The sequence below is a fragment of the Flavobacterium psychrotolerans genome (assembly GCF_003097635.1).
GTDB lineage: Bacteria > Bacteroidota > Bacteroidia > Flavobacteriales > Flavobacteriaceae > Flavobacterium > Flavobacterium psychrotolerans.
In genome coordinates, this window is the sequence record NZ_QCZI01000015.1 from 24,407 (window position 1) to 39,562 (window position 15,156).

Annotated in this window: 9 protein-coding genes; 8 read left to right on the top strand and 1 reads right to left on the bottom strand. The window is 36.0% G+C overall.

Annotation, left to right across the window (positions count from 1 at the left end; genetic code table 11):
• Positions 1–56 precede the first annotated feature (56 nt).
• The 3 genes from DB895_RS11380 to DB895_RS11390 all read left to right on the top strand — a co-directional run bounded on the left by DB895_RS11380 (position 57) and on the right by DB895_RS11390 (position 4,618).
• Positions 57–2,600: an ATP-dependent Clp protease ATP-binding subunit gene (locus DB895_RS11380; RefSeq protein ID WP_116725489.1), complete on the top strand. Its 2,544-nt coding sequence runs from the start codon at positions 57–59 to the stop codon at positions 2,598–2,600.
• An 83-nt stretch (positions 2,601–2,683) separates the two neighbouring features.
• Positions 2,684–4,054 carry a 30S ribosomal protein S6--L-glutamate ligase gene (gene rimK / locus DB895_RS11385; protein WP_116725490.1) on the top strand — a complete coding sequence of 457 codons (1,371 nt, stop codon included), beginning with the start codon at positions 2,684–2,686 and terminating at the stop codon, positions 4,052–4,054.
• Positions 4,055–4,102: 48 nt separating this feature from the next.
• Entirely contained in the window at positions 4,103–4,618 is a 516-nt protein-coding gene (locus DB895_RS11390; RefSeq protein WP_116725491.1) for a DUF421 domain-containing protein, read from the top strand.
• Here the strand turns inward: DB895_RS11390 and hutH are convergent.
• A complete protein-coding gene (gene hutH, locus DB895_RS11395; protein ID WP_116725492.1) occupies positions 4,615–6,120 on the bottom strand; it encodes a histidine ammonia-lyase in 1,506 nt (501 codons plus the stop codon). The two genes, DB895_RS11390 and hutH, sit on opposite strands and share 4 nt — an antisense overlap.
• Positions 6,121–6,536: 416 nt before the next feature.
• On the opposite strand from hutH, the gene thrA reads away from it, so the two are divergent.
• From thrA to DB895_RS11420, 5 genes are all read left to right on the top strand, one after another.
• Entirely contained in the window at positions 6,537–8,984 is a 2,448-nt protein-coding gene (thrA, locus tag DB895_RS11400) for a bifunctional aspartate kinase/homoserine dehydrogenase I (RefSeq protein ID WP_116725493.1), read from the top strand.
• A gap of 56 nt (positions 8,985–9,040) precedes the next feature.
• Entirely contained in the window at positions 9,041–9,967 is a 927-nt protein-coding gene (locus DB895_RS11405; protein WP_116725539.1) for a homoserine kinase, read from the top strand.
• A 101-nt stretch (positions 9,968–10,068) separates the two neighbouring features.
• Positions 10,069–11,358, top strand: coding sequence for a threonine synthase (gene thrC, locus DB895_RS11410; RefSeq protein WP_116725494.1), 1,290 nt, complete (start codon positions 10,069–10,071; stop codon positions 11,356–11,358).
• A 219-nt stretch (positions 11,359–11,577) separates the two neighbouring features.
• A complete protein-coding gene (locus DB895_RS11415) occupies positions 11,578–12,519 on the top strand; it encodes a dehydrogenase (RefSeq protein ID WP_116725495.1) in 942 nt (313 codons plus the stop codon).
• An 18-nt stretch (positions 12,520–12,537) separates the two neighbouring features.
• Positions 12,538–15,054, top strand: coding sequence for an FAD-binding oxidoreductase (locus DB895_RS11420; RefSeq protein WP_116725496.1), 2,517 nt, complete (start codon positions 12,538–12,540; stop codon positions 15,052–15,054).
• The last annotated feature ends 102 nt before the right edge of the window (positions 15,055–15,156 follow it).

Genomic DNA, 15,156 nt, shown 5'->3' on the forward strand with positions numbered 1-15,156 from the left:
ATTATTGCAATTGCATTATAAAATCACTAAATTTACAATACAAATTATACAATAATATGGATGATAATTTTTCACCAAGAGTCAAAGATGTAATCACTTACAGTAAAGAGGAAGCCTTGCGTTTAGGCCACGATTTTATTGGAACAGAGCATTTGATGTTGGGTATTTTAAGAGATGGGAATGGTAAAGCCATTACAATTCTGAACAATTTATCTGTTGATTTAGATCATTTGCGAAGAAAAGTTGAAATCTTAAGCCCCGCAAATCCAAATATTATAGTAAGTAACGAAAAGAAAAACTTACATTTAACACGTCAGGCAGAGCGTGCCCTGAAGACAACGTTTCTTGAAGCCAAAGTTTTTCAGAGTTCCTCAATCAGTACGGCACATTTACTATTATGCATACTAAGAAATGAAAATGATCCAACAACCAAGTTACTGAATAAAATGAAAATTGATTATGACGTAGCTAAAGAACAATATCTGAACATGACACCAAACGAAGAAAATTTTTTAGAAAATTTGCCTAGGAACGAATCATTCAACGAAGATTCCGGACAAGATGACAATTTAAGAGAAGGCAACTTTAACAATCCTGCCAACAAATCCAACAAAAAATCTAAAACTCCTGTTTTAGATAATTTTGGCAGGGATTTAACCGAAATGGCCGAAGAAGGCAAACTCGACCCAGTTGTGGGACGTGAGAAAGAAATTGAACGTGTTTCTCAAATTCTAAGCCGACGCAAAAAAAACAATCCATTGCTTATTGGCGAACCCGGAGTTGGAAAATCCGCTATTGCAGAAGGTTTGGCCTTGCGAATCATTCAAAAGAAAGTATCTCGAAACCTGTTCAACAAACGTGTCGTTACACTTGACTTAGCCAGTTTAGTTGCTGGAACAAAATACCGCGGACAGTTTGAGGAGCGCATGAAAGCGGTCATGAATGAGTTGGAGAAAAATGACGATATTATTCTTTTCATCGACGAAATACACACCATTGTTGGCGCAGGTGGAGCAACGGGCTCGCTGGACGCTTCCAACATGTTCAAACCCGCACTTGCAAGAGGAGAAATTCAATGTATTGGAGCAACAACATTAGACGAATACCGTCAATACATAGAAAAAGACGGCGCTTTAGAAAGACGTTTTCAAAAGATTATTGTGGAACCAACATCTGTTGATGAAACCATTACTATTTTGAATAACATCAAAAATAAATACGAAGACCACCATAATGTTACGTATACCCAAGAAGCAATAGAAGCTTGCGTGAAATTAACGAACAGATACATGTCTGAACGTTTCTTGCCAGACAAAGCAATTGACGCCTTGGACGAAGCGGGTTCTCGTGTTCACATTACCAATATTGAAGTTCCAAAACAAATTTTAGATTTAGAACGTCAATTGGAAGACGTACGAGAATTGAAAAATTCCGTAGTTAAAAAACAGAAATATGAGGAGGCCGCAAAACTACGTGATGACGAAAAACGCATCGAAAAAGACTTGGCTATTGCACAAGAACAATGGGACGAAGATTCAAAAAACAACCGTATTATTGTAACCGAAGATAACGTTGCCGATGTGGTATCTATGATGACAGGAATACCTGTAAATCGCATTGCACAAACCGAAAGCAATAAATTAGCTAATCTTCCGGAACTAATTGAAGGAAAGGTTATTGGACAGAAAGAAGCAGTATTAAAAATTGCTCGTTCCATTCAAAGGAATCGTGCCGGATTAAAAGATCCAAACCGACCAATTGGTTCGTTTATTTTCTTAGGACAAACCGGAGTTGGTAAAACACAATTGGCCAAAGTTTTGGCTAAAGAATTGTTTGACTCTGAAGATGCTTTAGTTCGTATTGATATGAGTGAATACATGGAAAAATTTGCAATTTCAAGATTAGTTGGAGCGCCTCCAGGATATGTTGGCTACGAGGAAGGTGGACAATTAACCGAAAAAGTACGAAGAAAACCCTATTGCGTAGTGCTATTGGATGAAATCGAAAAGGCGCATCCCGATGTATTCAACATGCTGCTTCAAGTCCTTGATGATGGCTATTTAACCGATAGTTTAGGCAGAAAAATTGATTTCAAAAATACCATAATCATAATGACTTCAAATGTTGGAGCCAGACAATTAAAAGATTTTGGACAAGGTGTCGGTTTTGGTACCGCAGCTAAAGTGGCTCAAGCTGATGATAATTCGAAAGGCATTATCGAAAACGCATTGAAAAAAACCTTCGCGCCCGAATTTTTAAATAGAATTGATGACGTCATTGTCTTCAATGCTTTAGAAAAAGAGCATATCAATTTGATTATTGAAATTGAATTAAAAAAACTGTACGATCGAGTAGCTGAGTTGGGCTATAAGTTAAACCTTTCCGATAAGGCAAAAGCGTTTATTGCAGAAAAAGGATTTGACAGACAATTTGGAGCAAGACCACTAAAAAGAGCCATTCAGAAGTATGTTGAAGATGCATTGGCAGAAGAAATAATCACTTCAAAAATTGGTTCTGGGGACGAGATTTATATGGACTTAGATGAGCCTTCTCAAGAATTGTTTATCAATGTTAAAAAAGCAGAAAAACCAATTAATTAATTTTTATTTTTTAGCCACGAATTCACGGATTATATTTAGTTTTAATTCGTGAATTCGTGGCTAAATCTTTTAATCCTTTTTAAATGTTACAAAACAAAGTTATTCTAGGAAGCGAGGAATGGTTTTCTTTTCCAGATTTAGGAATCCCAACAATCAAAGCCCGAGTAGATTCTGGTGCTAAAACATCTGCACTTCATGCCATTAATATTGCGCCGTTTATAAAAGATGGGATGAATTGGGTGAAATTTGACATCAATCCAATCCAAAATGATTTAAAAACGGTAATCCACTGTGAATCACCTTTGGTAGACAAAAGGATAGTAAAAAGCTCTAGCGGCTATAGAGAACAACGTTATGTAATTCAGACGATATTAGATTTAGGACATACAAATTGGCCTATTGAAATGACCCTAACCAATAGGGATTCAATGGGGTTTCGGATGCTTTTAGGGCGTGAAGCCATGAGCGGAAGAGTTTTAGTCGATCCTGAACAAATTTATCTTTTAGGTCAAGCCACCAGTGATAATTTAAAAGAATTGTATAAAAATGCCGTTCAGGCCTCAACAGGCTTGCGGATAGGACTTTTAGCCAGTAATCCCGAATTGTATAGTAACAAAAGAATCATGGAAGCCGGAGAAATGCGTGGCCATGAAATGCAGTTTTTAAACATCAAGGAATGCTACATGAAACTGGATGCCACAAAACCAGAAATCCATTATCGTGGGGGGAAAATTCTCAATCAATTTGATGCCATTATTCCTAGAATACGGCCTAGCATTACCTTTTACGGTTGTGCATTAACGCGTCAATTTGAAGCTTTAAAAGTGTATTGTTTAAACTCTTCAACAGCCATTACCCAGTCCCGTGATAAATTATTTTCATTGCAATTGTTGTTAAATCACGGAATTGAAATCCCAACAACCGGTTTTGCAAATTCCCCTTTAGATACCGACGATTTGATAAAAATGGTTGGAGGTTCACCCCTAATTGTGAAACTATTGGAAGGCACACAAGGAAAAGGTGTCGTTTTGGCAGAAACAAAAAAAGCGGCTGAAAGCGTTATCAATGCTTTTAAAAGTTTAAATGCCAATATATTAGTTCAGGAATTTATAAAAGAAGCCAACGGAAAAGATATTCGTTGCTTTGTAATTGACGGTAAAGTGGTTGCCGCAATTCAAAGAGAAGCATTACCTGGGGAATTTAGGGCAAATATTCATTTGGGAGGAACAGCTTCAGTGATTAAAGTCACTGCCGAAGAGAAAAAAATAGCCATTAAAGCGGCAAAAGCCATGGATTTAAAAGTTGCTGGAGTAGATATTATTCGTTCGCTGAAAGGCCCTTTATTGTTAGAAGTCAATTCCTCACCCGGACTTGAGGGTATAGAAGGCGCAACAAATAAAGACATAGCAGGCGAAATGATTCGAGCCATTGAGAAGAACATCAAGTTGAAGTGATTTTAAATGGTAGATTTTAGTAGTTTCCAATTCAAAACAAACTCATTAATGAACCCCTATTTAGACGTTATTTTACGCAGCGCAGCCGTATATTTTTTCATGGTTATTGCTTTGCGTGTTTTTGGCAAAAAAGAATTATCACAGCTCAACACGGCTGATGTGATTTTAATCTTGCTGATTAGTAATGCGGTACAAAATGCCATGGTAGGTAGCGACACTAGCCTTTGGGGAGGACTGGCCGCCGCCACGGTTTTGTTTGCAATTAATTTTACCCTAAAAAAATTAATGTACCGGTTTAAACGATTTAGTGAATTCATGCAAGAAAAACCAGAGATATTAATTCACGACGGGAATTTAGATTTTAAAATCTTAAGTAAACTTAGCATTACTTCTGATGAATTAAGGGAAGCGATGCGAGAACATGGTGTAGAATATTTTAAAGACGTAAAACTAGCCATGTTAGAAATTGACGGAAATATCAGTATTATATCCGGAGATACTAATTTAAAACAAACCCATTTCAAACGAAGACGTAAACACAAAAGTTTGAGTGGTGGGAATTAATAATCCAAATCATCAATCATAAAGCTGTCTAAAAAAGCTACTGATTTTTCTATATCATAATGAAAAATCCTGTCGTTTTTTATTAATGGAACTTCCTCCCTATAAGATTTCAAGAACATTTCTATAAAACCACTCGATTGTAAAGGTCTCCTGAATTCAATGGCCTGAGAAGCATTCATTAATTCAATGGCGAGAATCCGTTCTAAATTATCCATGATTCGCAATGCTTTCGTCGCTGCATTGGCTCCCATACTTACATGGTCTTCCTGCCCGTTACTTGAAACGATACTGTCAATACTCGCTGGGGTTGCCAACTGTTTGTTCTGGCTCACAATGCTTGCGGCGGTGTACTGCGGAATCATCAACCCCGAATTTAACCCTGGATTATCCACCAAAAAAGCGGGAAGATTACGCAAACCGGAAACAAGCTGAAAGGTTCTTCTTTCAGAAATACTGCCTAATTCCGCCAAAGCTATCGCAATAAAATCGAGAGCCAAGGCCAGTGGTTGCCCGTGAAAATTACCCCCAGAAATAATCTGGTCACTTTCTATAAAAATATTGGGATTATCGGTAACGGAATTGATTTCGGTTTTAAACACTTTTTTTACATAATCCAAGGCATCTTTTGAAGCGCCATGAACTTGTGGAATACATCGAAACGAATACGGATCCTGAACATGATTCTTAGGCTGATTTATGATTTCACTTCCTTCCAAAAATTCATTGATTCGATTGGCTGTAATAATTTGCCCTTTGTGTGGACGGATATAATGCATCAATTCGTTAAAAGGTTCCAGAAGTCCGTCAAATCCTTCAAGGGAAATGCTTGCAATTAAATCGGCCAAATAGGAATACTTAATGGCTTTCAATAAAATATGAGACCCGTATGCACTCATGAATTGTGTTCCGTTTAATAAAGCCAAGCCTTCTTTAGACTGCAAAACAATTGGTTCCCAACCAAAATGATTCAGGACTTCTTTAGAAGAAACTTTTTTACCCTCAAAATACACTTCTCCCTCACCCAAAAGTGGCAATGCCAAATGAGCTAATGGAGCCAAATCTCCTGATGCACCAAGCGAACCAAGAGTATAAACTACAGGATAAATATCTTTATTATAAAATTCAATGAGACGATCCACCGTTTGCAATTGCACCCCAGAATAGCCATAACTAAAGGATTGAATTTTAAGTAATAGCATCAATTTCACAATGTTCAATGGCACTTCCTCCCCCGTTCCGCAGGCATGCGATTTTACCAAATTCTCCTGAAGTTGAGACAAGTTTTCATTCGAAATTTTCACGTTGCACAAAGAACCAAAACCTGTATTTATTCCGTAGATTGGTTTTTCTTGCGAAACCATCTTTTTATCTAAATAATCACGGCATTTCTGAATATTAATTTTAGCCTCTTCTGATAATGCTAATGATTTATGATGGGATATAATTTCGTGTAAGGTTTCTAAATTTAAGACTTCGGAACTGATGTAATGAAAATTGTCCATTTGTAATTTTATTGAAGGTTCAAAATTCAATAAACAAATGTTAAGAAACAAGAATTGTTGATAATATTATGGCTGTAAATTGCAATTTCCCTATTATTTAAACTTCAAAAGATATAAAAATTACATCTAATTCATTCATGCCTAAAATATTCGCAAAAATATTCTTTATTTTTTTTATAATCAACGAAATATATTACTTTTGAAACCAAAATCACAATGATGTTTCCTAGCAGTAACCCCATTTCCTATACAAATACAACCCAAATTTTGGTTGTAAATACTGTTTCCTCTACAAAAACTACAACCCCATTCGGGGTATAAATTAATCATATAATCCTATATTTGTTTTTTTCTTTTTAGAAGAAACAAAAATTATGAATTTATGATAGCTAAAAATATTTTTTAAATCGACCCTAATGAAAATTTTAAAATTCGGCGGAACTTCAGTAGCCAATGCACAAAACATAAAACTCGTTTTAGAAATCGTTACCAATAAAGCAAAACAAGACCAATTAGTTGTTGTTGTTTCCGCTTTCAGCAAAGTGACCGATTTGCTTCAACTGGCCTCCATAAAAGCCGCTTCAAATGACGAAAGCTATAAAGAAATTGTTGCTGAAATTGAAAAAAAGCACTTAGACGCAATAAAAGAACTCATCCCCGTAAGCGAACAAAGCGGATTATTAAGCCATATCAAAAGGATAATAAATCATTTGGAAACCTTATTGGACGGATGCTTTCTTTTGAATGAATTGTCTACCAGAACATCCGATACCATATTAAGTTTTGGAGAATTATTGTCTTCCTATATTATCGCGGAGGCGCTGAAACAAAACCTAAAAAACAGCAGTTACAAGGACAGTCGCGAATTAATCAAAACCAATACTAATTTTGGGAAAGCAGCGGTTAATTTTGAGGTTTCAAACCAATTAATTACCGATTTTTTTGCTTCAAATGATACTCAGGTAGTCGTTATGCCCGGATTTATTGCTTCTTCTTTAGATGGTATCAATACAACTTTAGGCCGTGGTGGTTCGGATTATACAGCAGCAATCATTGCAGGAGCCTTGAATGCAACTGATTTAGAAATTTGGACGGACGTTAATGGAATGTTTACGGCAAACCCAAAAATCGTAAAACAAGCACAACCCATTGCCACAATTTCCTATCAGGAAGCTATGGAATTGTCCCATTTTGGAGCTAAAGTATTATATCCTCCTACCATTCAACCCGTACTGAGAAAGAATATTCCCATTCTAATCAAAAATACTTTCGAACCGGAAGCCGAAGGAACCTACATTTCAAACAAAGTAACTTCGAGCACGAATCCCGTTAAAGGAATTAGCCATATTGACCACATTACCTTGATTACCCTTGAAGGACCTGGTATGATTGGCGTTGCAGGATCTTCTAAAAGACTTTTTGAAGTTTTATCGCACGAGAGCATCAATGTCATTTTTATTACTCAAGCTTCATCGGAACATTCCATTTGTATTGGAATTCTAAATTCAGATGCTGATACTGCCGAAAATGCCATCAACAAAGCCTTTGAAATTGAAATTTCACAAAACAAAATCGACCCTTGCATTGTAGAGAAAAACCTTTGCATCATTGCTTTGGTTGGCGAGAACATGAAAAATCACCAAGGTCTGAGCGGCAGAATGTTTAGCACCTTAGGGAAAAACAATGTGAACATTCGCGCTATCGCACAAGGAGCTTCGGAAAGAAATATTTCGGCGGTAATCAACGAAAGGGACGTGAAAAAAGCGTTGAATACTTTGCACGAAACCTTTTTTGAAGAAAACACCAAACAGCTGAATTTGTTTGTGATGGGTGTTGGAAATGTAGGTGAAAAATTCATCGAACAAATCAACCAGCAAAAGAAATTCCTGAAAGAAAATCTAAAAATAATCCTGAGAGTTGTGGCGGTGTCCAATTCCAGAAAAATGTATTTTGACGAAGACGGAATTCCCCTTAAAGACTGGCAATCCCTATTAGAAAACGGAGAAACTGCCAACAAAGAAACCTTTATTTCAAAGGTAAAATCACTCAATTTACGCAACAGTATTTTTGTGGACATTACCGCCAATCAAGGGGTTTCCGAAACCTATGAGCAGTATTTGAAACAAAATGTTGCCGTAGTGACTTGCAACAAAATTGCTTGTTCCTCAGCGTATGGTAACTACAAAAAACTAAAAAGTCTTTCCCGGCAATACAATGCGCCGTTCTTGTTTGAAACCAATGTGGGGGCAGGATTGCCAATCATTGATACCCTAAAACACTTGATCGCTTCGGGAGACAAAGTCAACAAAATTCAAGCCGTTTTATCCGGTAGTTTGAACTTTATATTTAACAATTTCGACGAAAATAATTCTTTTCATGATGTTGTAAAAGAAGCTGGTGTACAAGGATTTACTGAACCTGACCCAAAAATTGATTTAAGCGGTGTAGATGTGGCCAGAAAGATATTAATCCTGATTCGCGAAAGCGGCTACAAGATGGAAATTGAGGACATAGCCAATAGATCTTTTTTACCCGCAGCATGTTTAGCAACAACAAACAACGAAGAGTTTTTCAAATCCCTAATAACGCATGCCCCTCATTTCGAGAATTTACTGAAAGAAGCCAAAGCAAAAAATTGTCGTTTAAAATACGTGGCCACTTTCGAAAACGGAAAAGCCAGTGTTGGATTGGAATTTATTCCAAAAGAAAGTCCTTTCTATAATTTAGAAGGAAAAGACAATATTGTCCAGTTTTATACCGATCGTTATATCGACCAACCTTTATTGATAAAAGGTGCCGGTGCTGGTGCCGCCGTGACGGCTTCGGGGATTTTTGCCGATGTGATTCGTGTTGGAAATATATAATGATGCGTTATTGTAGAGACGTTGGAATGCAACCTCTCTACGCAATAAAATTAATTATGAACGAAATAAAAATATTCTGCCCCGCCACCATCGCTAATCTTTCCTGCGGATTTGATGTCCTAGGACTTTGTTTAGAAACCGCTGGGGATGAAATGATTATTCGAAAATCGGATAAAAAAGGCGTGCGCATCACCAAAATTGTGGGTGCCGATTTGCCTTTGGAAACCGAAAAAAACGTAGCCGGTGTTGCCGCTTTGGCGATGCTCGATGCCGTTGAAACCGAATTCGGATTTGAAATTGAAATCTACAAAAATATCAAAGCCGGCAGCGGAATTGGTAGTAGTGCCGCCAGTAGTGCCGGTGCTGTTTTTGGTATCAATGAATTATTGGGGCAACCCTTCACTAGAAAAGAATTGGTATTATTTGCCATGCAAGGCGAAAAACTGGCCAGCGGAAATGCCCATGCCGATAATGTCGCTCCTGCCCTTTTAGGCGGATTCACCTTGGTACGCAGTTCAAGTCCATTAGACATTGTAAAAATACAAAGCCCTTCCGAATTATATGCCACCGTGGTGCATCCTCAAATTGAGTTAAAAACTTCGGATGCGCGTTCGGTATTGAAACAAACCGTTTCCCTAAAAAGTGCCATCACGCAATGGGGAAATGTGGGCGGATTAATAGCCGGTTTGTATACCCAGGATTACGAATTAATTGGCCGTTCCCTACACGACGAAATTGTGGAACCGTTACGCTCGGTATTGATTCCGGGATTTGATTTAATCAAGAAAACGGCTTACGAAAACGGAGCCTTAGGTTCTGGAATATCGGGTTCTGGGCCTTCCATTTTTGCCTTGAGCAAGGGAAAGGAAACCGCCGAAAAAATCGGCAAAGCCATGAGTGCCATATATGACGAGATGAATTTACCTTATGAAGTTCACGTTTCTAAAGTGAATGATGAAGGGATGAAAATAATAGCCCCCTAACCCCCGAAAGGGGAATAAAAAAATAAAAATTAGTGATTTTAAAATTCAAATAAACAGATTGCTTTGCTTCAAGCTTCGCAACGCCTCGCAATGACAATAAAATGAAATACTACAGTTTAAACCACAACGCCCCAAACGTTTCTTTTCAAGAAGCCGTAATACAAGGATTAGCCACCGATAAAGGCTTATATTTTCCGGAAACCATTACCCCGTTAGCTCCTGCTTTTTTTGACACCATCGAAAATTTGAGTAACGAAGAAATTGCTTTTGAAGCCATCAAACAATTTGTGGGTGACGAAATTCCTCCAGACACATTAAAACAAATCATTGCCGAAACCCTGTGTTTTGATTTCCCTATGGTAGAAGTCGAAAAAGGCATCTATTCCCTCGAATTGTTTCACGGGCCTACCATGGCGTTCAAGGACGTGGGCGCACGTTTCATGTCCCGTTGTTTGGGTTATTTCAACAAAGACAACAAAGACAGTAAAAATATGGTGTTAGTGGCGACTTCCGGTGATACGGGAGGTGCCGTAGCCAGTGGATTCCTTGGAGTAAAAGGTGTAGAAGTAATTATTTTATATCCGTCCGGGAAAGTGAGTGACATTCAGGAACGGCAATTAACTACTTTAGGACAGAACATCACGGCCCTTGAAGTGGATGGCGTTTTTGACGATTGTCAGGACATGGTCAAAAAAGCGTTTTTGGACGACAGCTTGAAACACAAAAACCTGACTTCGGCTAATTCAATTAATATTGCGCGCTGGTTGCCGCAAATGTTTTATTTCTTCTTTGCCTACAAAGCCTTAAAGAAACAAAACCAACCCTTGGTTTTCTCCTGCCCTAGCGGGAATTTCGGGAACATTTGTGCGGGCATCATTGCTAAAAAAATGGGATTGCCCATCGAACATTTTGTGGCTTCTACCAATGTGAATGATACCGTGCCACGATTTTTAGCAAACGGACTTTACGATCCTAAACCATCCATAGCCACTATTTCTAATGCCATGGACGTGGGGAATCCGAGTAATTTTATCCGCATTCAGGAAATGTACGGCAATGATTTGGAACAGTTTAAAACCGATTTCTCTTCCTATACTTTCACCGATGCCGATACCCTTGCCGCAATGAAAACCATTTATAATACTGACGGTTACATTGCAGAACCTCACGGCGCAGTGGGTTATTTAGGACTGAAAAAGGAATTGCACAACCACCCGAACGCCCTTGGTATTTTCCTCGAAACCGCCCACCCCATTAAGTTTTTAGATACGGTAGAGCCCACCTTAAACGTAAAACTACCGATTCCTACCCAAATTGAAAGCGTGTTAGGAAAGGAAAAAGTGAGCGTAAAAATCAAGACTTATGAAGAATTGAAAGCGTTTTTGGGGTAAATAATAAATTCCCACCACTTAAAAAAATAAACCGCAGATTCGCAGATTTTATAATTTGTGAATCTGCAATTTATTTTTATAATAATAGCAATTGTTCCCTGTTTCACAAAGCTTCTGACTTTCGGCTCTGATAATTCAAATAAAAAGTAAGTAGTTTTTTTAATTAAATCCTACATTTACATATTAGCAAGAAATTAATTACTATATCACTGATTAACTATGAAGAGACGAAATTTCATTAAAACAACACTACTTTTTGTTACATCCACACAGCTGTTTCCCAACAATATATTCAATTCAAATTCGGTAGTCAGAAGTAATTTCAAATATATTTACACCAACATCAAACTCAAAAATGAGTTTTTTCTATTTCTAAAAAACGTATTTAATTTATATCCTGAAAAGCAATTCCATAAATTAATTTCTGACAACACCATTTCAAAAAATACGGATAAAGAAATTTATACCACAACCCAATCAAAACTAGACGATATTTCTCCGATTTTATCAAGTGTTCGATACCAACTTCCCGCTTTGATGCACCAAAAAAATGAAATGTCCCAAGAAACGGTTTCCTTGCTTGGAGAAGGCACCACCTACAATGGTTATTTAGAAATTGGGTCTTCTGGAAGATATTTAGATTATCTTGAAGAAAGTGTTTCCATCAAAGGGAAAAGATATTATGCTGATGGCAGAAAACCTAAACATTCATTTACCGAAATGGTAGAACGTGGTCAAATAGCTGTTGGAGCAAAATATATTCCATTTACCAATTACGAAACCAAATTTTCAGACCACATACCCGCTAATAGTTTAGATCTTGTGACCATATACATAGGTTTTCATCATTGTCCTTTAGATTTACGAATACAATATATTTCCTCGATTAGAGATACTATGAGAATTGGTGGAAAACTTATTTTAAGAGACCATAATTGTGATACCGAAAATCAAAAAGTGCTAGTTGCTCTTGCTCATGACGTCTTTAATATGGGTGTAAATGAATCCTGGGAATACAACAGTAAAGAGGTCAGAAATTTTTACTCACTTGACTTTATTTGTGATTTTGTTGAAACAATTGGATTTAAGTTTACTAAAAAAACACTGTATCAAAAAGGAGATCCTACCAAAAATGCTTTAATGGTATTCACAAAAATCTAAACTCTGCATTACCTTTTTATGAAAAAAAATTTCCGTTTAATTCAATTGCTTTTTACCTATTTTATAAAAATAATTAAATTTATATTCTCAAGAATTAGAAAATTATTTCGATTGATCAATAGCAAAAAAATCTTAGCAATCCCTTTTTATAGTGCCATCGCATTTGTTTTATACATTTTCTTATTAATACAATTTTCGGGCGACTCCAAATTCAATACCACTATAGATAATAAGACCTTAAATGATATTACTCAAATAAATCCTATTCAGGTTAATAAAATCATTAAACCAAAAACGATAAATGAAATTATTTATGCCATAAAAACCACCATTGGACCAATTTCTATTGGAGGAGGAAAGTATAGTATGGGTGGTCAAACTGCTTTTGAAAACAGTTTACATATTGACATGAGGTCTTTCAATAAAATCATCAATATTGATAAAGCAAAAAAGCAGATTACCGTGCAAGCAGGAATTAGGTGGAGAGATATTCAAAAGGAAATAGATCCTTTGGATTTATCCATAAAAATAATGCAAACCTATTCTAATTTTACAGTAGGTGGCGCCATTTCTGTAAATTGTCATGGAAGATATATTGGTCATGGACCTGTTATTTCATCTGTTTTAGAAATAAAAATAGTAACCGCAACTGGCGCTGTAATAATAGCAAATCGTAAAGTAAATACAGCTGTTTTTGATGCTGTAATTGGTGGATATGGCGGAATTGGAGTCATTGCAGAAGCTACTTTACAATTAGATGACAATGTAAAAGTAGAAAGACATAACCAAGAAATGGACATTGCAGGCTACAAAACTTATTTTGATAAAAACATCAGAAACAATAAGGATGTCGTTTTTCAGAATGGAGATTTATATCCTCCGGATTATGATAAAATAAGGAGTATTTCATGGACAAAAACAACAAAACCAGTAACTGATGAAGAACGATTACTTTCCGAAGACGAAAATTATTGGCTAGAATTGAAATTATCCAAAATCGTTTCTTGGGGCAATTCTGGAAAATGGATTCGAAAAAAAATTATAGATCCACTAGTATATTATCCTGAAATAGTACGATGGAGAAATAAAGAGGCAAGTTATAATGTACAAGAATTAGAACCTTCATCTAGGATTGAAGAAACATATGTTTTACAAGAATACTTTATTCCTGTTGAAAATATAAAATCATTTGTTCCAAAAATGAAAACTATTTTTCAAAAGCATAATGTTAATGTTATCAATGTTTCATTAAGACACGCTTTACCAGATAATGAAAGTTATCTTTCTTGGGCAAATAAAGAGGTATTTGCTTTTGTAATTTATTATAAACAAAAAACAAATCAAGAAGCAAAAGACAATGTAAAGAAATGGACACTTGAAATGACCGATGCCATTTTAAGCGAAAACGGAACTTGGTACCTGCCCTATCAACCTCACGCAACCATTGAGCAATTTCAAAAAGGATATCCAAATAGCACCAAATACTTTCAATTAAAAAACAAACTAGATCATAACCAACGATTTACAAATAAGTTACTGAATAAGTACAATCCTTATGCAAAAAACAAGCTTTCTCAAGAAAAAAATAAGATAAAAGAATACTTTAGAGCCGAAGAACAAACGATTCTTACAGTTCCAGAATGGTATTTAGTTTTTAATCCAAAAGAATACGCTGACTATTTAGAAAGTGGTAGAGACCCATCCGATTTTCCTTTCTATAAATCTATTGATGAATATTGGAAACTTTATGACCGTTCAATAACATTGACCTCAAAGGCATATCCTGAAAACAGTGAATATAAAACGATGTTACAAGTCATTGGTGTTAGTATGACTATGGAATATGGAGCGAAAATCATTTATGAAAATACGATAGGACGATTCTTTTCTCTATTTTCAGAAGAAAAAATATCTCACGAAGAAGAAATAATAATTGAAGCTCAAAGAGCGTACAGCAATTTTATATATCAAACCGCCTGGTATGAATTTAAGTTTTTACCTTGTATTAAAAAAGTATGGACTACATCCGAAAAATCAAATTGTAGTGCACTTCGAAAATGGGAAAGAACATTAATTTTCACATTCGAATTTTCATTCAAAGCTTTTTATTCGCAACTCATTCAATGGGCAGCAAACTCAACATACGAAACTCCTGCTAATTCTATTTATTTAATTGTTTCTAATGTTGGTTCCGTTAAAGAAAATAAAAACTTGAAAATCATCAAAAAATATGGCGACAAAATGATTATTGCCATTACTCGTTGGGAAGCTTTTACAACCGAAATAATTAAACTTTCAAATCAAGATGTAAAAATTTATGAAATTTCTGGAAATGATGAAATTGCAGTTTCTGCAATTATGAATAACTCCCAAAAAATAAATTCTAAAAATATAAAGTTATTATACAAATCAAGAATAGTTACTAATGACAACTTAAAAAGGAATATTTATTTTTTACCAGTTGACAAACTATTGCCTTTTATTAAGGATGCCGTAAATAAAAATGCTACAGTTGAACACATTTATGATTATTAGACCGCTCCGAAAAATCCGAAGCTTTGCAAAGTGTAGACAGAACATTTTTGATTTCAGAAAATTGTAAAAAATCTAACCCAAAATTCCATCAATTGCATACAG

Bases quoted from the DNA above. Each gene is read 5' to 3' on its own strand.
- DB895_RS11380 (WP_116725489.1), top strand. From the start codon at position 57: ATGGATGATAATTTTTCACCAAGAGTCAAAGATGTAATCACTTACAGT.
- rimK (WP_116725490.1), top strand. From the start codon at position 2,684: ATGTTACAAAACAAAGTTATTCTAGGAAGCGAGGAATGGTTTTCTTTT.
- DB895_RS11415 (WP_116725495.1), top strand. From the start codon at position 11,578: ATGAAGAGACGAAATTTCATTAAAACAACACTACTTTTTGTTACATCC.
- thrA (WP_116725493.1), top strand. From the start codon at position 6,537: ATGAAAATTTTAAAATTCGGCGGAACTTCAGTAGCCAATGCACAAAAC.
- hutH (WP_116725492.1), bottom strand. From the start codon at position 6,120: ATGGACAATTTTCATTACATCAGTTCCGAAGTCTTAAATTTAGAAACC.
- thrC (WP_116725494.1), top strand. From the start codon at position 10,069: ATGAAATACTACAGTTTAAACCACAACGCCCCAAACGTTTCTTTTCAA.
- DB895_RS11420 (WP_116725496.1), top strand. From the start codon at position 12,538: ATGAAAAAAAATTTCCGTTTAATTCAATTGCTTTTTACCTATTTTATA.
- DB895_RS11390 (WP_116725491.1), top strand. From the start codon at position 4,103: ATGAACCCCTATTTAGACGTTATTTTACGCAGCGCAGCCGTATATTTT.
- DB895_RS11405 (WP_116725539.1), top strand. From the start codon at position 9,041: ATGAACGAAATAAAAATATTCTGCCCCGCCACCATCGCTAATCTTTCC.